Source organism: Pseudoalteromonas sp. HM-SA03, assembly GCF_002289345.1.
Taxonomy (GTDB): domain Bacteria; phylum Pseudomonadota; class Gammaproteobacteria; order Enterobacterales; family Alteromonadaceae; genus Pseudoalteromonas.
The window spans coordinates 129,591-151,477 of the sequence record NZ_NSDG01000076.1; the positions used below are offsets into that span (position 1 = coordinate 129,591).

The 21,887-nt window shown below is 44.9% G+C and carries 19 protein-coding genes and 1 pseudogene; 13 read left to right on the forward strand and 7 right to left on the reverse strand.

The features are described from left to right. Position 1 precedes the first annotated feature (1 nt). A complete protein-coding gene (gene chrA / locus CKO50_RS15160) occupies positions 2-1,132 on the reverse strand; it encodes a chromate efflux transporter (RefSeq protein ID WP_095728849.1) in 1,131 nt (376 codons plus the stop codon). Positions 1,133-1,228: 96 nt separating this feature from the next. Between chrA and CKO50_RS15165 the strand changes: the two genes are divergently transcribed. Beyond that, positions 1,229-2,026: an ABC transporter substrate-binding protein gene (locus tag CKO50_RS15165; protein ID WP_095728850.1), complete on the forward strand. Its 798-nt coding sequence runs from the start codon at positions 1,229-1,231 to the stop codon at positions 2,024-2,026. Positions 2,027-2,109: 83 nt separating this feature from the next. Continuing rightward, positions 2,110-2,736: an OmpA family protein gene (locus CKO50_RS15170; protein WP_095728851.1), complete on the forward strand. Its 627-nt coding sequence runs from the start codon at positions 2,110-2,112 to the stop codon at positions 2,734-2,736. A gap of 34 nt (positions 2,737-2,770) precedes the next feature. On the opposite strand, the gene CKO50_RS15175 is transcribed toward CKO50_RS15170, so the two are convergent. Both CKO50_RS15175 and CKO50_RS15180 read right to left on the reverse strand, forming a co-directional pair. Further along, positions 2,771-3,115: a rhodanese-like domain-containing protein gene (locus CKO50_RS15175; RefSeq protein WP_010606829.1), complete on the reverse strand. Its 345-nt coding sequence runs from the start codon at positions 3,113-3,115 to the stop codon at positions 2,771-2,773. Positions 3,116-3,152: 37 nt separating this feature from the next. Further along, positions 3,153-3,304 (reverse strand): annotated as a pseudogene (locus CKO50_RS15180) (YgaP-like transmembrane domain). Positions 3,305-3,713: 409 nt separating this feature from the next. On the opposite strand from CKO50_RS15180, the gene CKO50_RS15185 reads away from it, so the two are divergent. From CKO50_RS15185 to CKO50_RS15195, 3 genes are read left to right on the forward strand one after another with little or no spacing between them, the layout of a single operon-like run. Further along, the gene (locus CKO50_RS15185; RefSeq protein WP_017218369.1) at positions 3,714-4,019 is read left to right on the forward strand and encodes a helix-turn-helix transcriptional regulator; all 306 of its coding nucleotides are present in this window, start codon (positions 3,714-3,716) and stop codon (positions 4,017-4,019) included. Between the two features lie 15 nt (positions 4,020-4,034). Beyond that, on the forward strand, positions 4,035-7,340 hold the full coding sequence (locus CKO50_RS15190; protein ID WP_095728852.1) for an efflux RND transporter permease subunit: 3,306 nt from the start codon (positions 4,035-4,037) through the stop codon (positions 7,338-7,340). Further along, entirely contained in the window at positions 7,330-8,376 is a 1,047-nt protein-coding gene (locus CKO50_RS15195) for an efflux RND transporter periplasmic adaptor subunit (RefSeq protein WP_095728853.1), read from the forward strand. The genes CKO50_RS15190 and CKO50_RS15195 overlap by 11 nt, the downstream gene beginning before the upstream one ends. Before the next feature lie 17 nt (positions 8,377-8,393). On the opposite strand, the gene CKO50_RS15200 is transcribed toward CKO50_RS15195, so the two are convergent. Next, complete coding sequence (locus CKO50_RS15200) at positions 8,394-9,071, reverse strand: nitroreductase family protein (RefSeq protein ID WP_010606824.1); 678 nt, start codon at positions 9,069-9,071, stop codon at positions 8,394-8,396. A gap of 163 nt (positions 9,072-9,234) precedes the next feature. On the opposite strand from CKO50_RS15200, the gene CKO50_RS15205 reads away from it, so the two are divergent. The 3 genes from CKO50_RS15205 (at position 9,235) to CKO50_RS15215 (ending at position 12,122) form a co-directional block, all read left to right on the forward strand. After that, on the forward strand, positions 9,235-9,897 hold the full coding sequence (locus tag CKO50_RS15205; protein WP_095728854.1) for a fumarylacetoacetate hydrolase family protein: 663 nt from the start codon (positions 9,235-9,237) through the stop codon (positions 9,895-9,897). 147 nt (positions 9,898-10,044) lie between these two features. After that, on the forward strand, positions 10,045-11,232 hold the full coding sequence (gene purT / locus CKO50_RS15210) for a formate-dependent phosphoribosylglycinamide formyltransferase (RefSeq protein WP_095728855.1): 1,188 nt from the start codon (positions 10,045-10,047) through the stop codon (positions 11,230-11,232). After that, positions 11,229-12,122 (forward strand): aldo/keto reductase family oxidoreductase, encoded by an 894-nt coding sequence (locus CKO50_RS15215; protein ID WP_095728856.1) that lies wholly within the window; start codon positions 11,229-11,231, stop codon positions 12,120-12,122. Before purT ends, CKO50_RS15215 begins: the two co-directional genes overlap by 4 nt. Before the next feature lie 141 nt (positions 12,123-12,263). On the opposite strand, the gene CKO50_RS15220 is transcribed toward CKO50_RS15215, so the two are convergent. Both CKO50_RS15220 and CKO50_RS15225 read right to left on the reverse strand, forming a co-directional pair. After that, complete coding sequence (locus tag CKO50_RS15220) at positions 12,264-12,935, reverse strand: TorF family putative porin (protein ID WP_095728857.1); 672 nt, start codon at positions 12,933-12,935, stop codon at positions 12,264-12,266. A gap of 269 nt (positions 12,936-13,204) precedes the next feature. Then, positions 13,205-14,371: a hypothetical protein gene (locus CKO50_RS15225; RefSeq protein WP_176474682.1), complete on the reverse strand. Its 1,167-nt coding sequence runs from the start codon at positions 14,369-14,371 to the stop codon at positions 13,205-13,207. Between the two features lie 199 nt (positions 14,372-14,570). Between CKO50_RS15225 and CKO50_RS15230 the strand changes: the two genes are divergently transcribed. After that, positions 14,571-16,508: an AsmA family protein gene (locus CKO50_RS15230; RefSeq protein WP_095728858.1), complete on the forward strand. Its 1,938-nt coding sequence runs from the start codon at positions 14,571-14,573 to the stop codon at positions 16,506-16,508. 239 nt (positions 16,509-16,747) lie between these two features. Next, the gene (locus CKO50_RS15235; RefSeq protein ID WP_095728859.1) at positions 16,748-17,212 is read left to right on the forward strand and encodes a hypothetical protein; all 465 of its coding nucleotides are present in this window, start codon (positions 16,748-16,750) and stop codon (positions 17,210-17,212) included. Here the strand turns inward: CKO50_RS15235 and CKO50_RS15240 are convergent. Continuing rightward, positions 17,209-19,761 carry a serine/threonine-protein kinase gene (locus CKO50_RS15240; protein WP_095728860.1) on the reverse strand — a complete coding sequence of 851 codons (2,553 nt, stop codon included), beginning with the start codon at positions 19,759-19,761 and terminating at the stop codon, positions 17,209-17,211. The two genes, CKO50_RS15235 and CKO50_RS15240, sit on opposite strands and share 4 nt — an antisense overlap. A 167-nt stretch (positions 19,762-19,928) precedes the next feature. Here CKO50_RS15240 and CKO50_RS15245 point away from each other — a divergent pair, with 167 nt between their 5' ends. The 3 genes from CKO50_RS15245 (at position 19,929) to rplX (ending at position 21,875) form a co-directional block, all read left to right on the forward strand. Then, positions 19,929-20,768 (forward strand): polysaccharide deacetylase family protein, encoded by an 840-nt coding sequence (locus CKO50_RS15245; protein ID WP_095728861.1) that lies wholly within the window; start codon positions 19,929-19,931, stop codon positions 20,766-20,768. 413 nt (positions 20,769-21,181) lie between these two features. After that, the gene (rplN, locus tag CKO50_RS15250; RefSeq protein WP_010378257.1) at positions 21,182-21,550 is read left to right on the forward strand and encodes a 50S ribosomal protein L14; all 369 of its coding nucleotides are present in this window, start codon (positions 21,182-21,184) and stop codon (positions 21,548-21,550) included. A 10-nt stretch (positions 21,551-21,560) separates the two neighbouring features. Then, on the forward strand, positions 21,561-21,875 hold the full coding sequence (rplX, locus tag CKO50_RS15255; protein ID WP_010378260.1) for a 50S ribosomal protein L24: 315 nt from the start codon (positions 21,561-21,563) through the stop codon (positions 21,873-21,875). The last annotated feature ends 12 nt before the right edge of the window (positions 21,876-21,887 follow it).

The window sequence follows — 21,887 nt, forward strand, 5'->3', positions numbered from 1 at the left end:
CCTACACACTTCCAGCGATAACCCCAAAAACCATAAAGGCGATAAGCAGCTGCCATATCGCGGGCTTTAGCCATTTTAGTGCTGCAAAGCCTAATACCACCGCGGTGATATCGAGCAAACTATGCACCGCAGAAAGCGAAATTGGTTGATAAAGCGCAGCGGCTAAAATTCCCACCACACCGGCATTTAAGGCCGCGCTAATGCTTGCGAACCTTGGCAATGCAATAAGTGATTGCCACTGTTGGTTAAACGCCCACATTAACAGTAGGCCCGGCAAGAAAATAGCGAGCGTCGCAATCGCTGCGCCCAAAATGGGATGCATATTGTCGACAACGGTGCCTAAAAAGCTTGCGATGGTAAACATCGGCCCTGGAATGGCTTGCGCGGCAGCATAAGCCGTTAAGAAGGTTTCTTGCGCGACTCCCTCAACATTGGTTTGTAGTAGCGGCAGCACGACATGACCGCCGCCAAAAACTAAAGCACCTGCTTGATAAAACTCGGCAAATAGTTGATTTGGTAGCGCGGCAAAGGTTAACGCAAATAGGCCAATAAATAGCGCAAATACAGACCAGTTGATTTGGCTTTTTGATTGACTCGGTTTACTTGGCGCATTGCTGAATGAGTAAAAGCAACCCGCGATGACAAGCGTCATAAGCACACCCAATTGCGCGCTTAAGTTCGGCAGCATCAACAGCGTGAATGTGGCGAAAAATGCGACGAATTTGAGTGCCGTGGTTTTACAAAAACTTTTCGCCATACTCAGTACCGCATCGGTAACGATAACAACAGCAAACAATTTCAACCCATCAATGACATTCAACGCAGTGCCCGAAAGCTGCTCAGCGGTTAATGCCAACATGATCATGAGCAAAAAAGACGGTAGCGTAAAACCTACAAAGGCGGCGATCCCTCCTAGTATTCCTGCTTTTTCTAAACCAATCGCGAATCCGACTTGGCTGGACCCCGGCCCTGGCAGTATTTGTGACAGACTGATCATACTGGCATAGCGCTCGTTACTCAGCCATTTTAAGTTATCGACAAAGTGTTTCTTAAAGAACCCTAGGTGGGCTGCAGGTCCCCCAAAGCTCGTACATCCTAATAAAAAAAACTGATAAAAAATTGTCAGAAACATAACGTACCTTGTGATATTGTTAACCTTATATCTTCACACTTTTATATGACATATTTATGACTTTTGGTGTTGGCGCACCTTAGTTGGATAAGTATTATGCGAATGACTCTTTTATCGCCGTGTTTACTTTTTTTGTTGGCGAACTTCTCTTGTTTTGCTCAGCAAATCAATGTCGCTGTTGATCACGCGCCACCTTATAGCATCATTGAAGACAGTGGTGAAATGCAAGGTTTAATCTTAGATATATTGGCAACGGTGCAGGCTCAGGCTGGCGTTGATTATCAAATAAATGCTGTTCCCTGTCCTTTCTCACGCTGTATGCGGATGATAGCGCAAGGTGAGGTAGACGTCATGGGTGGCTTGATCCGTACACCTCAACGAGAAAAGTTAATCGACTTTGTAGAACCCGCCTACATGGCGCTGACATCTTCGTTTGTGTTCTATGCTAAGCAAGACAGCGATATTCGGGTGGAACAATATACGGATCTTTATACCAAGCGGATTGCGGTGATGCGTGGCGGCGTTTTTTACCCTCGCTTTGATGAAGACCGTCAACTCAATAAAGTCCCTGTATTTAGTGAGCAAGTGGCGTTTGATTTATTGCTTAAAGGACGTGTTGACCTAGTGATCGCAGTGGAAGACACCGCTGAGGTGGCGATGGAAGTGCTTGGTCAGCCCATTGAAAAGCTAAAAAAAGTCTCCTATCATCACGCTCAGCCGATTTATGGCCATATGGCGATGAGCAAACGGTTCAGCGGCACCGAGCTTGCGCAAATCATTCGTTTAACGATGAAGCAATTGGCTAAGAGAAAGCAGCTTGATGCTGTGGTTGCAAAATATAAACTGCCACCAGTTTCTGAGCATATAAGCGACTTAGTCCCTGCTCATCCTTAAAAAAACCAACAAGGCTTCAGCCAGAGTTAATTGTTTATTGCAACAATATAGACAATCAAGTTGAAATGAACTCAGGTGGGAAGATGATTGCAAGAAATATGTTAATTGGTGCAGCTGTTGTGGTTGCTTTGTCTGGATGTGAAATGAATAACACAGGTAAAGGTGCGGCGATTGGTGCTGCAACCGGTGCGGTGTTAGGTAAAGCTACAGGTAACCACAAAGATAAGCGTCTTGCCATTGGTGCTGCGGTTGGGGCAATTGCAGGTGCCGCGATTGGTAACTATATGGACAAGCAGGAAGCCGCTTTTAACCAAGAGCTTGCTGGTACGGGTGTTGAGGTTGTTCGTGAAGGCGATCAAATGCGCTTAGTGTTGCCATCAAACATAACCTTTGCGACAGGTAAGTCAGCTATCAGCCCTGGTTTTTACAATACACTTCAAGGCATTGCACGCGTGATGCAGCAGTACGATAAGACATTCTTAACCATTGTCGGACATACAGACTCCAGTGGCTCAGCGAGCTTCAATCAGACTTTGTCTGAACAGCGCGCAAATAGCGTAAAGCAGTATTTATTATCACAGCAAGTACTACCTGCGCGTTTGTACGCGGAGGGCATGGGTGAGTCTCAGCCAATTGCGAGCAATGATACCGAGCAAGGTAAGGCACAAAACCGCCGAGTAGAAATAAAAATTATTCCAAACCGCGCATAAGAAAAGTGCAAGGAGTGCTGCACAGCACTCCTTTTTATAAGGTGTCACACACCACTTCAGCTTTGCAGGTAATTACGCTGACATTGGTGTAACCGATACGAGTTAGTTGCTCTGCGGCAAAAATAGCACGGCCACCAGCGGCACAGTGTAAATAAATTGGTCTGTCTGCGTCTTTTTCCAGCTCTGGAAGCTTAAATTCTAGCAATCCTCTTGGGATATTTACCGTGCCGTTGGCTGCCTTTTGACTGTGTTCAGCCGGCTCTCTCACGTCGATAACCAGACCATTGTTTTGTGCAATCTCTGATTTTGCTTGTACCGCGTCAATGCAGCGTTGATTAGGCTTGACTGTCTTTAATACATCTTGGGCAGATATCAGCATATATAGCTCCTTATTGGGTTATCGGTTTCATTATGACTCACCTTTCCTGAATGCCAAGTTTCTTCAATATAACGATCATGGGCACCAGTTTGTAAAAGCAGACTGCACTAAATTGACACAAATAAACACACTAAACCAAACCCAATGTGGGTTGACAAAATGTGTGAGCAGTAAAGAAATGGCAAACATAACACCAGCGATTAATCTAAATAACCTGAGCTGCGGATAATTAATGCCTTTCTAGCAGCCAGTTTTAGCGCTAACTGCGTTGAATTCACTTCCAATAGCCAGCTATTGGTGCGTAAATTCGCCTTGCCTACAGGATGTAGGTACCTTAGCGAGAGCAGGACGCGGAAGCGGTGCTTTCCCTAAAACTCTCTGGCTAGACAAGGAAAAAACTAAGTTTGCTTTAGAAACAATGAATTAGCCATTTCTTATCCAAACCTCAGGTTAACGAGGATGTAAGGTCATAATGAGTGTCATCTTTAATATTAGACATCTCTAATATTAGACATTGCTAATATTAGACATTGCTAATATTAGACATTGCTAATATTTGTGTCTATACTTTAAGCGCATTTATTTTTTGGGAGTCAACATGGATCTTCAGCAAATGGCGCAAAATGCCGAACAAGCAGAAGCCTTGTTAAAGCTTATGGCGAATAAAAATCGCTTGATGATTTTGTGTGCATTGCAAAAGCAAGAGCTCAGTGTTAGCCAGCTTAATGAAATGGTGCCGTTAGCGCAGTCTGCCTTATCACAACATTTAGCCAGCATGAGAAAGGCACAAATCGTGGCGACTAGGCGTGAGGGGGCGACGATCTATTATCATGTTAAAGATAGCCGAGTCGCTGTACTACTCGAGAGTTTATATCAGCTGTTCTGCGCCTCAAGTGCAGAGTAACTAGGAACGACTGAGATGCAAAAGTTAGATGGTGTCATTCGGTATGCTCTACAAGGCAGTTTGCCAACGATTATCTTCTTGTGCGCAGTGGTACTTGGATTATTTGCATTGCAAATGACACCACGAGAGGAAGAACCACAAATAGTGGTGCCTATGCTGGATATTCATGTGTCGGTACCAAATACCGCCTCACCAGAAGTGGCACGATTGGTCACCACTCCACTTGAAAAGTTACTGCTACAAATTCCAGGCGTTGAACACGTCTATTCTACGACCCAAACCAGCGGTACGGTTGTTACTTTAAGATTTCATGTGGGTGAAGACAGAGAGAAAGCCATTCTCAACACCTACACTAAGCTGTATGCCAACCAGCATACTATGCCGGGCATTGTCACTCAGTGGCAGATCCGTCCGGTAGAAGTCGATGACGTTCCGATTCTTATGCTCGGACTGACAAGTTCCAAGCCGCAACTATATGATGACTACGCGCTAACGCGTTTTGCACAAGAGCTAGCTATCCAGTTACAGAGCATTGCAGATACCAGCGAGGTTTCAGTTATTACCGGGCGCACGAGAGCACTTAGGGTTGAGTTGAACTTAGCTGCGCTTGCTGCACATCAAACAACACCAATGGATGTTTTAGGTGCTATCCAAAGTAGTAATCTAGTGACACGAGTCGGGCAAGTGACGGCAGGTAGTAACACGATTGCCTTTGAATCTGGAGATGTCCTTCGTAATAAGTTGGCACTTGAAGGTCTCACGGTGAATGTAATTAATGGCCGTGCCATTGTTTTAAAAGAAGTTGCTCGGGTTATTGATGGTCCTAGTGAGCCCGATAGCTATCAGTGGTTAGCAAGCAGCGACAGCCAGGCTGATGCACCAATAGTGACGATTGGCGTGGCGAAGCAAAAGGGAAGTAATGCGGTAACGGTTGCAGAGCAAAGTTTAGCGCTTGTGGCCCAGCTACAACAGGAGCTCCTTCCTGCTGAGGTATCGGTAAAAGTATTAAGAAACTATGGCGAGACGGCCAATGACAAAGTCAATAATCTTACCTCTAGCTTGGCCTTTGCGGTATTTACCGTTGTGATATTTGTCGGCGTATTTTTAGGTTGGCGGCCTGCCATCGTTGTTGGTCTTGCAGTGCCAATTTGCTATGGCATTACACTTGGGTTGGACTTTGCGTTTGGTTACACCATTAATCGGGTCACCTTGTTTGCGCTTATTTTGTCGCTGGGATTGTTAGTCGATGACCCAATCACTGGGATTGATAATATTAGTCGCTTTATTCATCGCGGCGCGGCGGCTGACACAGATCATAACATTGTCGCTGCTATGGTCGAGATCAAATCTGCGCTTTTGATGTCAACGTTAACTATCATCATGGCGTTTATTCCATTGGCGTTTATTACTGGCATGATGGGCCCATATATGGCACCCATGGCATTTAACGTCCCTGTTAGTGTCATTGCCTCGACGTTAGTGGCTTTTTTAGTAACGCCTTGGCTATCTAAAAAGCTACTCAAAGCGGATTCAAAAACAAGTGAAGTCGCGCCTCAAGACTCGTACTACAGCAAAATCATGCTGCCAATTTTACAAAACCCCCGCAAAGCCAAGTGGTTATTATGGGGCGTGTTAGGGTTATTTGTTGCGAGTGTGAGCCTCCCTATTTTTAGAGCCGTACCACTGAAATTGCTGCCGTTTGACAATAAAAGTGAAATCCAAGTACTGATAGATATGCCTGAGGGAACCAGCCTTGAGCAAACGGCCGCAATGGCGAGGCAAGTACAGCAAATCGTTTGGTCAGAAGCTGAAGTGACCGACATCGCCGCTTTTGTCGGTAAGCCTTCCAGTATGGATTTTAATGGTATGGTGCGAGGCTATTATCGTCGTAGTGGTACTCATCTTGCCGAACTTAGAGTCTTACTGGTGGATAAGCGTGAACGCGAACATCAATCTCACGCCATCGTCATGCGACTGCGTGAAAAGCTTCAGCCTTTTAACCAAACTTTGACGCAAGTAAAAGTGGTGGAAGTGCCGCCGGGACCTCCGGTATTAAGTACACTCGTTGCTGAGGTTTATGCAGATCCGTTTGTTGCTCGTGAAACGCAAGAGCAAGCAGCCCAGAGGTTAGCACATCGTTTAAGGCAGGAGCCACATGTGGTTGAGGTTGACACCTCAATGGCTTCGCCAACATGGCTAAAGCGGTTTGTGGTTGATAAACAAAAGGCTGCGTTATCAGGTGTGGCCACAGAGGATATTAATCAATCTTTAGTGGTTGCAAGCAGCGGCATGTCAGCAGGCTTTTTATATACTCAAGGTGAGGTCGCAACGGTGCCCATCGAGTTAGGTGTGAGTTACGCGCAGCGTAATCAATGGCAAAACGTATTAGCGATGCAAGTTCGTGGTCGTCAGGAGTTGGCTAAAACCACTCAAGAATACGGCTTAGAGCAGGCTGCGAGACCCCTTGTGGCGATTGGTGAACTGGGCGAATTAACATCTATTCCTACGGCTCCCGTGATCCTTCGAAAAGACCTACAAGAGGTGATTTATGTGTTTGCGGAGCTAAATGGCCGCACGCCAGCTGAGGTGATTGCCGATGTGGTTGCGGATGAAAACCAACAGATAACACCGAGCAATTGGGCATCTCGCACCTTTTTACACAGTGGCGGAGGAGTCACTTGGTCAATGTTTGAGGGAACCCATTATACCTTTAAAGGCGAAGGTGAATGGCGCATTACCATAGATGTGTTTAGAGATATGGGGATCGCATTTGCATTTGCACTGGTGGCGATATTTATCATCCTGCGGGTACAAACGGCATCTAGTAGCTTATCACTTATCATTATGTCGGCTATTCCCCTCACTATGATAGGGATTATGCCGGGTTTTTGGTTACTCAACCAGTTTGGTGAGCGTGTGGTTGCAGGTGCGCCTGAGCCCGTGTTATTTACAGCGACCGCGATGATAGGGATGATAGCGCTGGCCGGAATAGTGGTGAGAAATTCCCTGATTTTGGTGGAGTTTATTAATCAGTCTCGAGCGGCTGGTATGGCACTTATCGATGCATTGATTGCGGCGGGAAGTGTAAGAATGCGACCGGTATTACTTACAGCAGGTACGACGTTATTAGGCAATTTAGTGATTATCTTAGATCCCGTTTTTAGTGGCCTCGCCCTTGCTATTATTTTCGGGATCATTGCTTCAACGTTATTTTCACTGTTGGTCGTGCCTATCGTTTACTATTTAGTATTCAAATCATCATCGACACCTAATCAACCCCTTAATACCTCATCAGTTCAGGAGTCTTCTCATGTCTCGTAATAAAATCTTTATTCCTGTTCTTGCTATTTTTTGCCTATTATTGATGGTCGTATGGCTCGCTGGTGGATTCCAAAATAAGCTAGCTCCGGGCAATAAGTCCGAACTTCCCGCCTATCAAGGAACACGTTATACAGTACAAAAGTCGCTGATTGCGATGATTGAACAAGTTCCCGCGAGTGTGGTCGCAAAAGAAAATACGTTAGTGTCCAGTCGGTTATTGGCGGAGCTTAAAACGCTTAACGTCAGAGCCGGTGATAAAGTCACTGCGGGACAGCTGATAGCAACACTCGATGATGCAGAGCTTAAAGCAGAGCTGCAAAGAGTGGCAGCGCAGCAAGCGGCAAATTCAGCCAAGCTAGAGCAAGCAACTAAGCAGTTAGTACGCAATAAATCTCTTAATGAAAAAGGGCTTATCGCGATTAACCAAGTGGATGAGTGGCAAGCCACTGTGAACGAGTTACAAGCGCAAGATAAGGCATTGCAAGAAGCGTATCGTAGCGCTGAAGTCGCGCTGGGTTATACGCAAATCACAGCCCCTATTTCGGGTAAAGTGGTGGCGCGCTTACAAGAGCCGGGCAGCATGGTTAGCCCCGGTGGCGCCATTATTTCGTTATTCAACCCATTACAATTGCAGATTGAAGCGCCAATTCGCGAGAGCCAAGTTAAGCATATTCAGCTAGGAAGCGAGATTAAGGTACGCATACCTGCGCTAGATATAAGCCAAACCGCGCGAGTGTCGGAAATGGTGCCAATTGCCGACAGCCAAGCGCGCAGCTTTATTATTAAACTGGATATGCCTTTGCTGCAAAATGTGGTGCCTGGCATGTACGCGCTGGTTAAACTTGTGCTTGGCGAGCAGGCGGTTATCCAAATTCCAACTAATATGATCAGCAAGTATGGTCAATTGGCGATGGTTGAGGTAATAGAAAGTGGCCAGCTTCACAAACGCTACCTCAGGTTGGGCGAAGAGACAGGTAATAAAACGATTGTTATTAGTGGCCTAAACGAAGGTGATCAGCTAGCTGTGCAGCGATAGTTAGCTGATCCGAACTTTTAAATAAACGAAGCGATTTCGGCGAGTGATTTTTTCACTGTTGCGTGCTCTGGAATAGTTGCATCATCACTTGGATAACCCGCAATCAATAACATATAAGGACGTTCGTTATCTTTATCTCTGCCGCACAACTCGCTTAAAAAGCTCATAGGTTTAGGTGTATGGGTCAGTGTGGCAAGTCCTGCATTATGCAGAGCTTGGATAAGAAACCCAGTAGCGATCCCAACCGATTCATGGACATAGTAGTTGGTATTTTTGTCTTCCGCGTGGATCCCACCTTTTTTCTGACTAAAAATAGCGATAAGCCAAGGTGCATGTTCTAAGTAGGGTTTTTGTGCATCTGTGCCCAAAGGCTTTAGCGCGTCCAGCCACTCATCTCCCGCACGGCCTTGGTAAAACGAACGCTCGAGGTCTTCGGCTGCAGCTCGGATTTGTTTTTTCTTTTCTGCGCTGCCAATCGCCACGAAATGCCATGGCTGGTGATTTGCACCACTAGGGGCAGTGCCAGCTGCTTTGATACAAGTTTCGATGATTTCTTGCGGTACTGGGCGGTCGCTAAAAGCACGGATGCTATGACGTCTCTTACTGTTCTCCAAGAATGCTTCCGCACGACTTAGCATTTCCTCGTGAGGGTATTCAATAAAATCCGTCAATGGGTGGTTGGCGTGATCTTGCATTTAAAAATTCCTTACCTGTTGTTCATTATCGTTGTAATAGTTAGTCTTTCAGTGTTTAGTTTTATTTGCAATTGACAATATCATGTTAACGGTGGGGCTGTGGGTAATTTTCTTTACAGCTGATATTATAAGTCGTTTAAATTATGGAGTTTCAGAGGGAATAATGTATAGGCATCAGTGGCAAAATAAGCAATTTACCAATCTACCAACGGGAAAAGTTGTTTGTATCGGTAGAAACTATGTAGAGCACGCCAAAGAACTAGATAACCCCATTCCAAGCAGTCCGCTGTTGTTTATCAAACCCGCGACGAGCTTGGTTGCATTTGACAACGAAGTGACATTGAATGCTGCGCTGGGTGAACATCATTATGAGGCCGAACTCGCACTGTTGATCGGCTCGAAAATTGATGCTGGTACCTCAGCACCACTAATGCATATTGCAGGGATAGGACTGGCACTCGATCTCACTCTACGAGACTTACAAAGTGAGCTAAAAGCCCAAGGGCACCCTTGGGAGCGGGCCAAAGCCTATGATAATAGCTGCCCAATAACGCCTTTTGTTCCGTGCGATGAAAACACCTTTGCTAAAAATATCGAATATCGTTTTTGGCAAAATGGTGAGCTGAAACAGCATGGCGATTCTAGCCTAATGATTTTTCCAATAACTGAGCTGCTAAAAGAAGTTTCTCGTTACTTTACGCTTCAGCCTGGAGATATTGTGCTGACAGGCACACCCAAAGGGGTTGGCAGTCTGGCTCAAGGCGATAAATTGAAATTACGAATGGAGCAGCATCCTGCTTGGCATAGTGAAGTTATCTTGAAGTAAGTAGCTACAGGCGCTGCGTCTGTTGATAGAGCTGAGTGATAAAGCTTGTAAAGGGATTTGAATTTTTAGTTGAATTGCCGTCTTCTCAGCTTTTGCATATGACAAAAAGTCGCTACCATGGGGCATCAAACCAACCAAGGAATCATCATGAAAATCAAACCTCTGGGCACGCCCTTTTCGGTAACTGCTTGCAAAGTATTACTCTGCGGTGGTGGCGAGTTAGGAAAAGAAGTCGTTATCGAATTTAAGCGCTTAGGTGCAGAAGTGATTGTCTTGGATCGCTACGACAATGCGCCAGCGATGCAAGTGGCAGATCGCAGCTATACCTTGTCTATGTTGAATGGTGAAAAACTCAAAGCGATTATTGAACAAGAGCAACCTGATTATATCGTGCCGGAAATCGAAGCCATTGCGACGGATAAGCTGGTGGAATTAGAGTCTGAAGGTTACACGGTTGTGCCAACCGCCAAAGCGACTCAACTGACCATGAACCGAGAAGGGATCCGCCGTCTTGCCGCTGAAACGCTTGGGCTTGCCACTTCACCCTATCAATTCGTTGACACCTTGGCAGACTTTAATGCTGCTGTCGCGCGCATTGGCATGCCATGTGTAGTTAAGCCTATCATGAGCTCGTCGGGTAAAGGGCAAAGCGTGATTAGAAGCGCCGAAGATATGGAAGCCGCTTGGCACTACGCACAAGAGGGCGGTCGCGCAGGTCAAGGCAGAGTGATTGTGGAAGGTTTTGTTGATTTTGATTACGAAATTACGCTTTTGACGATACGCCACATTGATGGCACAAGTTTTTGTGAGCCAATTGGGCATGTGCAACAAGACGGTGATTATCAGCAAAGCTGGCAGCCGCAGCAGATGTCTGAGTTGGCACTAGAGCGCAGCAAAGCCATGGCTGAAAAAGTCACGGCAGCACTGGGCGGTCGGGGTCTGTTTGGCGTTGAACTCTTTATTAAGGGTGATGAAGTGTACTTCAGCGAAGTGTCACCAAGGCCGCATGATACCGGCATGGTTACGCTTATCTCGCAAGACTTAAGTGAGTTTGCACTGCATGCACGCGCGATTTTAGGCTTGCCTATTCCCACCATTCACTTCCATGGACCATCGGCATCTAGCGTGATCCTTGTCGAAGGTCAGTCAACACAATTACAGTTCAACAATCTTGCACAAGCGCTTGCTGAGCCACTAACGGATATTCGTTTGTTTGGTAAACCAGAGGTGAGTGGCAAGCGCAGAATGGGTGTGGCGCTAGCGCGTTCAGACTCGGCTGAAAGTGCTGTCGAGAAAGCCAAGCAAGTGGTTGCAAAAGTAGGAATTACGTTATGAACGCAAACACCCGCGTACTTGAGCCATTAGTATTGGGGTTTTGGCGGCTGTTAGATTGGCAAGTTACGCCGCAAGAAAATTTACGCTTTTTAAAGCAAGCGATTGAGCTTGGAATACGCGATACTGATCATGCTGATATTTACGGTGAATATCAGTGTGAGGCGGAGTTTGGTAAAGCCTTAGCGCTTGAGCCTAGCATTCGAGAGCACATTCGGATCATCACCAAATGTGGCATTAAGCCCGCACTTCCGAGCTTGGGATTAGCGGGAAAGGCAAACCATTATGATTCAAGCAAGGCGCATATCATTGCCCAAGCGCAGCAGTCACTAAAGCACTTCGGCACGGATAGGTTAGATGTGCTGTTGATCCATCGTCCGGATTATCTGATGGATGCCGATGAAGTTGCCGATGCGTTTAATATCCTTAAACAAAACGGCGATGTACTGCATTTTGGGGTCTCGAACTTTACACCCAGCCAGCTTGCCTTATTGCAATCGAGGCTCGATTTCGCTTTAGTGACCAACCAAATTGAGTTTTCACCTTATGAGATGAAAGCGCTTGACGATGGCACGCTTGATCAGTGCCAGCAACTAGGTATGAACCCTATGCTGTGGTCGCCGCTGGCAGGGGGCAGAATATTCTCTAGCGAAGACGAAAAAGCCAAACGCCTGCGAGCGGTGCTAAAGCAAGTGGGTGAAGAGGTTGGTAGCACTGAAATTGATCAAGTTATCTACGCATGGCTTGCCATGCATCCATCAAAACCCGCCACTGTGCTTGGAACGGGAAATATCACTCGAGTTGCCAGCGCGTTTGCTTCACAGTCACTTAGCATGAGTCGCGAGCAGTGGTATCGCATTTGGACAGCGTCTACTGGGCATAGCGTACCATAAAACGTTACATACGTGGATTGAAGCCAATTTACGCGACAGCCTTATAAATTCAGCCACAAAAAAGGGCCTTTCGGCCCTACGTGTTGCAGCAAGTAAAAAATAAGGTGATGCGGTTGTCACAGGACCGCTCACCTTTGGTCATCACAGATTAAAATCTAATCCATAACTTACGTAAGCTTTAATATCGTCGCTACTGTCTAAGTCGGTTTTTACTAATCCAAAGGTAAAGCCTTGCGTAGATAAGCTCACTCCGTAATCCATATAAGCGTCGTCTTCTCCTGTCCACTCAAGCACTGTGTCTCCGCTGGAGCGACCAATATGTAGAGTTAATTCACTGTCTTTAAAAATGGGGAAGCTGGCCGACACTTCGGCATATAGCATGTCTTCTTCTGTGGTTGAGTCGCTTTGCGCTGTGGCTAGGTGGCTGAGTTTAAAAGTAAAGTATTGCCAGCCAAGCGCAGCGTAAATCTCGCCAAAATCAATATCTCCACTGGCATCGGGATAGGCGTAGTGGATATAACCGAAATCAAAACTCATGCCCTTGATTTCGCCAGCGTAACCCGCGTACAGATCCATTTCGTAACTGGCGGAGTCGCCAAAGTCGATGTTAGAGACCCAAGTGCCCGCATAAAACCCCGACTCATTGCTATAATCCAAGCCGCCAGACACTGCTGCGCCATCATCAGTCTGGGTGATACCACGCCAGTAATAATTTGAGCTTGCCGCAATATTCGCTGTCACTTCCGCCTGAACAGAGACACAAAAGCACGCAGTCAGGCCGCCGAGTAGCATAAGTAAAGGTTTGTTTTTCATTCTGTTTTCCCCATTGAACGCAGAGTTATTATTCGGTTGTTGTCATTGCATTTTCTGCAAAGAGTAAGTGCAAGGGGGAGGCCAATGTCAGGAAATGGCGGAGAATTTATTTTATGTTATTAAAAATATTGGAATTTAATTTCTGTGTTTCGAAAGTAGGGCAGAGTGATTTGCATAAATGTTGCACATGGCTGGTGCAAAGTACCATAGCTTGCACAGTATTAATGCAAGCTATAGATTGCGCTAGCCGTTATTGAAGTTTAGGTTAGTTATCCAAAGATGGTGCGCATTAGGCTGATGGTTTCATCAACACTGCGGCCTTTTTCTACTTCAGCGACTATCGAGTCACGTTTGGCGCGAATATGCTCTGGAATAGACTCATCCGCAAGGGCGCGGTCGACTAACACTTCTGCAGATTCTTTACCGCGGCGTACGGTCTTTTTGCCACCACTGGTGCCGCTGCGCTTAGGCTTATGCAGTAGCTTAAAGTAATTGGAGTTAGTGGCGGTGTCTTTATCCGCGTAATAAAACAGGCATGGTAGCAGCGCTTTAATTTCAGCAAGTTGTGTTTCAAATTCATCAACAGGTGCAGCCATCATATACCATGGCATTGCTTTAATGGTGCTGACGACATCGGTCCAGTAACGCTCAAAATCGCGATTGTTAAGTTTAGCAACACCAAGTGCTTGGCACAAAGCGTCAAGCTTGCTCGAGGTTATTGGAGTGAACACATCAGGGCGACGCATTGCTAATAGGCGAGTAGCTGGCGCAAGCGTTGGCTTTTCCTCGCTGCCAGCAAAAGCGCTTAAATACCCTACCATAAATGACTGATAATGTTCGAGCGTCACGTCACCTTCTGCCGGGATTGCGGCTAGCGCTTCATCAAAAGCACCCGGAAGGTCATCTAATAACTGGTGAAAGCCTTTTGCACTTTTGGTGGAGGCAAACCACTCCACGTCAAACTGATACACGCTGGTATCTAAATTTGCAGCATGCTTACCGCTAAAGGCGAGGCGATCTTCTTTGATCATGTCTTTAAGTGGAGTGCTGCGCATTGGTTTAAGGTATTCAATCAGTTTTAATTGCTCATCTAGTGCAATCACTTCTTTGTGACTGGCAATAAATGCAGCCACCATAGGCCAAGGCGCAATGCGTAACGTTTTGAGTTGTAAAAAGCTAATCGCTGCGATGAGCAGATCTTGTAGCTTTTTCACTGTGGGTAATTGATGGTCATCCAGTAAATCAAAATTGATACGATTTTTCGCCACATCAAGCAGTTCATAACACCAACCAAGAAAATCTTCAGGGTGATTTTCCACCTTAACCGCCATCAGATTAAGGCTGATCTCCGTGGCCTGTTTGAGGATATTTTGATAAATCTGACTTTCTTGTTCGCCCAAGGCCATGTTTGACGGTGATATGAGCAGTTTCTTCATGCGGGTTAGATACTCCAAGTTTGATTAATAAACCAACCAGTAAAATATAGCTAATGACGCTAAAAACTGGCAAGGGCGAGGATCATACCGATTAGTCAAAAGGTTGCAATCGCTCAGTACAAATTATTTGCCTTTATTCATGGTATATTCGACTACAGCCGTTATCATAAAGAGAACCAAGCCTTACGAAGGAAAAGCAATGAACCGGCTAGTTAAAANCGCCATTGTCGCGCTTATTATTATTCTTGTTATCGCAGCCCCGTTTTTAATCCCTAAACAGGCAATTATTGACCAAGTCACGTCACAGGTTGAGTCAGTGACAGGTAGAAAACTGTCGATCGATGGCGACTCTGACATCGGTATTTTCCCAACGTTGCACATTGAGCTAAACCAAGTGCGATTTGCCAACATGGCAACGGGCAGTCGCCCAGATATGTTTGCCATGGAGCAACTTGCCGTCCATATTCCGTGGTTAAGTGCGCTGTCTGGTGAAGCTAAGCTTGAGCGCTTTGTGATCAATAATCCTAAAATTATTCTAGAAACCGACAAACAAGGTAATGCTAACTGGCAGTTGCTACCCACCAGTGCAGAAAACACGACAACGGCGCAAACCAGCTCAAAAGGTAATATGCAGTTACCAGAAGGCTTAGATGTTAGCCTTGGCGAAGTGGCGATTTATGGTGGCTCGGTGACTTATCTTGACGGTGTGACAGGCGCTGAATATCAGGTAACTGATTTAGACATTAGCGTGATGCTATCGTCACTGTACCAACCATTAGAAGTCGACGGCAAGCTGACTTTTCAAGGTCAAACTTTTAACCTAGTTACTACACTCGATAATCCAGCAAAGGCGATCGAAGGTGAAACCTTTAATGTTGAACAACAAGTAAAATCAGCGCTGTTCAACCTTGACTATAAAGGTGAAATTGCAGAGCAAGGTAAAACCATTCGCGGTCAATTAGCCTTGTCTGGCGACTCGGTAAAAGCGCTAGCTAAGTGGCAGGGCGTTGATCTAAAAGCCAAAGAAAATGCGTTCAATGACTTTGGCCTAAACGCTAAAATGACGACGCAAGGGCAAGTTTTTACTCTCAATGCCTTAGAAGCGACCTTGGACGAATTGGTAATAAAGGGTCAAAGTAAAGTCACTCTCTCTGGTAAGCCTGATATTACCGCGAGCGTTGACCTTGGCATGTTAGATCTTAATCCTTATTTGCCAGAACCTGTGGAAAAGCCACAAACGCAACCTGAGCCCGAAGGCGCACCAGCACAGCCTATCGTGTGGGATGACACTGCAATTGATTTGTCAGTACTTAATAGCCTCAGTGCGAATGTGAAGATCACCTCAACAGGGCTACGTGCGAGAGAAATTAAGCTTGGCGAAAACCAAATCAGCTTAGTACTTAACTCAGGTAAGGCGACACTGAGCCTAGATAAATTCCAAGCCTATGAAGGTCAGGGTAAAGGTAAGGTTGTTGTAAATGCGGCAACAAAACCTTATGCCATCAGTACTGACTTTGCGTTAACGGCAATTAATGCCGAGCCACTACTGACTGATGCCATTGGCTTTGACAAAGTATTGGGCAAAGGTAGTCTTAATTGGACGTTAAACACACAAGGCGTTAGTCAAAAGCAATTTGTGAATGCTCTAGGTGGTAAATTAGGTTTTGAGTTCAAAGATGGTGGCGTAAAAGGCGCAAACCTTGCTGAGATGATCCGTAAGGGCAAAGAGATGCTCAAAGGTGACTTCTCTTCGGTATCGCAAGGACTCAATGCTAATTTCGACCCAGATCAAAAAACCGACTTCTCAGCCATGACTGGCACCTTTGTCTTTACCAAAGGCGTAGGTCAAAACGATGACTTCTCGTTGGCAAGCCCGTTGCTACGAGTGACAGGCAAGGGCACCGTTGATTTACCACAAACTTTAGTTGATTATCGTGTGGTGACTGGAATTGTTGATACCATTGAAGGGCAAGCCAGCAGCGATGACAGTACCGGTTTTAAAATTCCAGTGCGGATCAAAGGTCCATTCCACAAAGTTGAAACTAACCTAGACCTAAAAGAAGCGGCCAAAGACAAAGCCAAAGACAAGGTTAAGGATAAGGTAAAAGACAAACTTAAAGGTTTGTTTGGTGGATAGATCTTTATGACGCTTCAATAAACAGCTCATCTGTTTGTTTTAAATCAATTTCAGCTTAACAAGGGCTTGCCGATGGTAGCCCTTGTTCTATATTTATCGCGAGTGAATTATCTATATGCAGTTATAGTGAGCTTATGATGACTTATGCCTATAAGTTGTAACCAGCTGTAATAGAATTACTGCTATTCATGTGCTTAGATAGATGCGAATAGCTCTATAAACAAACGAAGGATAAAAGAATGAGTACACCTATTTTACTCGAATACACGGTGACGCCAAAAACTGAGGGTAACTGGATATTTTCAAATGACGATAAACCAGTTAAACTTAAATTAGCTCAGGGTGAAAGCGCTGTTCTAACTTATAAGCTCGTTACTGATGAAGCCGGCTGGAGCTTTGCTGAAAACGGTACTTTTTTTACCGAAGCGCAAGACAATTTCAATTATAACCTTATAAGCACATTAAAAGATGAGTTTACGGTTGAGGTGAAGATTGAAGCATTGAATGTTGCGAATACGCTAAGTGAAGATGATATCAAAGCGCTTTCAGCTAATCCTGATGCGAGGGTTGTTACACTCGTAGAGAATAACAACTCGAATATTGAGTTCAGACTTGTTGCTCAATGCAATTCCGCAAATGGTGTCGTGCGTTATTTCTCTCAAGATCCAAGGGTGATAATTGACAACCCAGATGGTCCAGGTTAATTCGTAATTTGCACTTGGCACAGATAGGTAAAATGTTCTGTGCCAATTCTTAATTCAAGTGATGGTGAGTGACATAATGTCCTGAACCATGACAGGCGATAAAAAGACGGGCTCCAGCCTAAATCAATGCTTTTTTTCAGTGAAGCCATCGCGGAATACTTTTCTTCTATTAGTGTTTGAATTAACGATTTTACGTAAAAAGCCTCGGCTGAATCGGGATACTCAGCCAAATATTCATCAATTGCTATTAATGCCTCTTGGTTCCGACCTAGGTGTGCCAAAGCTTGAATGCGCACGACTTCAACTTGGCTTGCTGGATCACTGGCTAAAATTTGCAGATACACTTCACTGGCTTTCGCCTTCTCACCCATTAGTGAGTATATGTCTGCGTAGTTAAGTAAGATTTCTACATTGCTGGGCGCCAACTGAGAGGCTCGTTCAGCAAACTCTAGTGCCCCTTCTAAATCACCTAATAGCATCAATACAATGGCATAATTATTAAAGGTAGCCGTACTTGTATATGAGCGCTCAACTAGAGCTTGATAAGATTTTTCTGCGTCATGGAGCTTACCAAGTAGAAGAGAGATATCGGCAATGGCCTTCAGTGTTTTCAGGTTATCAGGGCCGTAATGGCTGGCTGCTCGTAAGTAAGGCAAGGCCTCTCCATACTGGCCAAGCTTCATGTTGAACAGAGCTGCATTACGGATGACTTTTAAGGTCGGTCTAAGTTCATAGGCAAGCTCAGTGTGATGAAGTGCCGAAGTGTAATCGTTTATTAAATGATAGTAGATGCTGATCAGAGCGTGCTTTTGATACTCGTCCTTGGCTGAATTCTGAATTGCTAAAAAGGTTCCTTTGGCGCGGATTTTGTCTTTTGCAAACGCATAAAAATCGAGATAGGAACCTTGAATAATTGTACTTGCTTTTAATCTCTTGGGGGCTTGCTGTAATACTTGTTCCCAGTTTAGAAGTATTTGATCATTTGAACTATCTTCATACAACTGAGTCGCGAGTTCAGAGTAAAGTGAATACAGCGGCAGGAAGTCCGGCGCAGTATCAATCAGCGTTGTTAACTCTTTTAATATCGCAGCGCGGTCCGCCTCTTTTACTAAACTAGCATCATGCAGTGTGGCGTAGCTATTCAGTAATGTTTTATTGCTTGTGGCTAAATCAGTTGAGCCTCCGGTTAATGAACTGAGGGCCGAGGCTGTAATAGCAAAAACACGGCTGTAGTTTTCACTCGAGGTCATTGTTCGCGCACTATTAATTAAGGCTCCATTAGACGCATCAACTAAGTCGATAACGATGTCACAGCTTTGAATATTACAGTCTAGTTTTATCGTAATAAGCTCATTACTATTTAACGCTCGCCCCAATGCCTTTAATGGTGCTTCAACACCAATAAATTTTTGTGTTTGCTCTACTTCACTGTCTGAAATGAAGACGTAATCACTGTTACTTAAAAAATGTTGTTTAAGTGCGTCGTTAATTGCTAACTCGATGTTTTGTTGATGCGCTTCAAGTAGTTGAAAAGAGTTAGTGAATTTTATCGGTAGCGCTGCAATATAAACCTTGGGTTTGGTTTCCTGCCAATACCAGTATCCACCAACGGCTAAGCACACTAAAAAGGTGAAAAGTGCTGCAATACCTAGTTGCTTTTTACGTGCTTTGGCTTTCTCTCTGGCTCTATCTCGTAGCTCTATTTGTTCAAGTGACACTGTCGCTTCGCTGTTATCGTAGCTAAAGGCGTGTAAAATTTGCTTTAGCTGCTGACTGACTTCATTCGCGCTGCTTGGACGAGCGTTTTTGTCGTATTGCAATAAGCGATCAATAAGCTGTGCCAGCGCAGGGGGAATATCTAAAATACGTTTAGCACTGGCTTTTAACGGCTGGAACTTGATCTGTTCAGCAATAGACTTGTCACTGCCATCGTCAGCTTGTTCGAAATAAGGATGATGTCCTGCTAACAATTGATAAGCTATTAGCCCAAATGAGAATAAGTCACTGCGACTGTCTAGCGTTTCATCACGCAGTTGCTCTGGTGACATTGCTGTGAGACTACCGTAACTGGTATGTGGGCGAGAGGCTTGGTTGTCTTCTAATTGTGAAATACCAAAGTCGGCAATTTTGGCTATGCTCTGTTCATTCACCAGTATATTGCCAGGTTTTAAGTCTAAATGAAGAATGTTCTGGCCATGAGCTGAGGCTAGGCCATCGGCAACATGGCTTAGTAGCTCTACTTTTTGCTCGGTAGTTAATACGTGTGTTTTTGTGTAGTGCTGTAAAGTTGCACCTTGCACATATTCCATTTCCAAAGCCATTTGACCATCGCTTTCAAAGACATCATAAATTTGTACTATGTTTGGATGGTTAAAACGCGCTAACAGGCGGGCTTCGTTGAGTGCATCTGATTGCGTGTGCTGAGTTAGTGACATCACCTTTACCGCCACTCGGCGGCCTAATTTTTTGTCGGTAGCAAGGTACACTTTGCTCATTCCGCCTTCGGCGAGCAAGATCACGTCCTGATAGTATTCTTCTAACTTCAACACAGCGCTGTCTTTCTCTTTTATTATTGGGGTTAGTGTATCGCTAAAAATACTAAATTAGTACCATTTGCGTTGGGCTTAGTCGCAAATAACAAGTTGAAAATTTAACACTTTGTCATACTCACAGCCGCATGTAGGTTATAAGGATAAACAACAATAAGGAAAAGCAAATGGCAAAGTTATCTTCTAATTTAGTTTCTCACTTCAGTTTGGCCGCCTTAATGGCAAGCGCTCTGCTCGTGAATACGTCTAGTATAGCGGCAGATAACAAACAAACCTTTAGTTACCCCAATAACGCTCGTAACGCAATAAGCCTTACGTTTGATGATGCAAGACCAAGTCAAGTTGATGTGGGAGTGCCGCTACTCAATCGCCACAAGGTGAAAGGCACATTTTATGTTATGCCACCACAGGTGAAGGAAAAGCTCGCATTGTGGCAAGCCGCTGTGAAGCAGGGGCATGAAATAGGTAATCACACCAGTGAACACTTATGTACGGGTAACTTTGCCTGGCTAAGGGAAAAGAATAAAGGACTCGAACAGGTTGATTTGGCCTACATAGAACGCGATGTAGTAAGCACTACAAAATATATTGAAAAGCATTTAGGCGTAACCCCCAGAAGCTTTGCATATCCTTGTGGTAATACCTTTGTTGGTCGCGGCGCTGAAGTAAAAAGTTATGTGCCTGTGATTGCGAAGCATTTTGACAGTGGCCGCACGTGGTTAGATGAAACCGCTAACAACCCAACTTATACTGACTTTGCGCAGCTCACAGGAGTGAGAATGGACGGTGTTAGTTTTGAAGAGCTAAAAGGGTTACTGGAGCACCTTAGGGCAAATAACAGTTGGATAATTCTTGCTGGACATGAAGTGGGCGAAAAAGGCATGTACACCGTAGATACCAAAACGCTAGATCAGCTTATTCCTTACTTACAGGACCCTAAAAACGGTTATTGGTTAGACACCGTAAGCAATGTGGGTGATTACATCAAAAGTAAAAGAGAGCCGTAGGTCGAGATTTATCTCGACTTGACGGTTTCTAAAATTCTCTCGTCGCTCTATATGGTTGCTTGCTCAAAGCTTGAGCTTGTTTGTGAGAAAAGGATGAGAAATTCTTGTTCACAGCCTACTAAGCGATATGCCTAAACAGTAATCGAAATAAAATTTCCGCTGTAAACTTTGCTTAATATTTGCGCAAGTGGTTGAATTCTCGATTGCTTGCCGCCATATCCTCAAACTGTAATCGGTACGTCATGTTAACGCGTTAAATTAATTAAAAATTGAACTATCTTTGATGCGACATTGCTGATACAATTGCCCGCCCTTGAAAGACATAATCACAGTTTTTTGAGTGGAATTTAACCTAAATGCCTTGATTTTGAACGAAATCTAGGCGAGTTGTAACTACACCGGAGGTCATTAAGATGATCCAAATGCAAACTCAGCTGGACGTTGCTGATAACAGCGGCGCTCGCAAAGTGCAGTGTATAAAAGTCCTTGGTGGTTCGCACCGTCGCTACGCAGCGGTTGGCGACATCATTAAAGTTTCTGTTAAAGAAGCGATTCCTCGCGGCAAAGTGAAGAAAGGTGATGTTAAAAACGCAGTAGTAGTGCGTACTAAAAAAGGCGTACGTCGTCCAGACGGCTCTTTAATCCGTTTCGATAGCAATGCGGCTGTTATCTTAAATGATAACTTACAGCCTATTGGTACTCGTATCTTCGGCCCTGTGACTCGTGAACTTCGTACTGAAAAGTTCATGAAGATCGTTTCACTAGCACCAGAAGTACTATAAGGAGTCGATCATGGCAGCAAAAATCCGTCGTGATGACGAAGTAATCGTACTAGCCGGTAAAGACAAAGGTAAGCGCGGTAAAGTGCTTTCAGTTGTTACTGAAACTGGCCGAGTATTTGTTGAAGGCGTTAACATCATCAAGAAACACCAGAAGCCTGTACCACAACTACAGCAAGCTGGCGGTGTTGTTGAGAAAGAAGCGTCAGTCGACGTATCAAACGTAGCGATTTTCAATGCCGAAACTGGCAAAGCGGATCGTGTAGGTTTTAGATTTGAAGACGGTAAAAAAGTCCGTTTCTTCAAGTCTACCGGTAAAACTATTTAATAGTTGGAGTAG

Bases quoted from the DNA above. Each gene is read 5' to 3' on its own strand.
- chrA (WP_095728849.1), bottom strand. From the start codon at position 1,132: ATGTTTCTGACAATTTTTTATCAGTTTTTTTTATTAGGATGTACGAGC.
- CKO50_RS15165 (WP_095728850.1), top strand. From the start codon at position 1,229: ATGCGAATGACTCTTTTATCGCCGTGTTTACTTTTTTTGTTGGCGAAC.
- CKO50_RS15170 (WP_095728851.1), top strand. From the start codon at position 2,110: ATGATTGCAAGAAATATGTTAATTGGTGCAGCTGTTGTGGTTGCTTTG.
- CKO50_RS15175 (WP_010606829.1), bottom strand. From the start codon at position 3,115: ATGCTGATATCTGCCCAAGATGTATTAAAGACAGTCAAGCCTAATCAA.
- CKO50_RS15185 (WP_017218369.1), top strand. From the start codon at position 3,714: ATGGATCTTCAGCAAATGGCGCAAAATGCCGAACAAGCAGAAGCCTTG.
- CKO50_RS15190 (WP_095728852.1), top strand. From the start codon at position 4,035: ATGCAAAAGTTAGATGGTGTCATTCGGTATGCTCTACAAGGCAGTTTG.
- CKO50_RS15195 (WP_095728853.1), top strand. From the start codon at position 7,330: ATGTCTCGTAATAAAATCTTTATTCCTGTTCTTGCTATTTTTTGCCTA.
- CKO50_RS15200 (WP_010606824.1), bottom strand. From the start codon at position 9,071: ATGCAAGATCACGCCAACCACCCATTGACGGATTTTATTGAATACCCT.
- CKO50_RS15205 (WP_095728854.1), top strand. From the start codon at position 9,235: ATGTATAGGCATCAGTGGCAAAATAAGCAATTTACCAATCTACCAACG.
- purT (WP_095728855.1), top strand. From the start codon at position 10,045: ATGAAAATCAAACCTCTGGGCACGCCCTTTTCGGTAACTGCTTGCAAA.
- CKO50_RS15215 (WP_095728856.1), top strand. From the start codon at position 11,229: ATGAACGCAAACACCCGCGTACTTGAGCCATTAGTATTGGGGTTTTGG.
- CKO50_RS15220 (WP_095728857.1), bottom strand. From the start codon at position 12,935: ATGAAAAACAAACCTTTACTTATGCTACTCGGCGGCCTGACTGCGTGC.
- CKO50_RS15225 (WP_176474682.1), bottom strand. From the start codon at position 14,371: ATGAAGAAACTGCTCATATCACCGTCAAACATGGCCTTGGGCGAACAA.
- CKO50_RS15235 (WP_095728859.1), top strand. From the start codon at position 16,748: ATGAGTACACCTATTTTACTCGAATACACGGTGACGCCAAAAACTGAG.
- CKO50_RS15245 (WP_095728861.1), top strand. From the start codon at position 19,929: ATGGCAAAGTTATCTTCTAATTTAGTTTCTCACTTCAGTTTGGCCGCC.
- rplN (WP_010378257.1), top strand. From the start codon at position 21,182: ATGATCCAAATGCAAACTCAGCTGGACGTTGCTGATAACAGCGGCGCT.
- rplX (WP_010378260.1), top strand. From the start codon at position 21,561: ATGGCAGCAAAAATCCGTCGTGATGACGAAGTAATCGTACTAGCCGGT.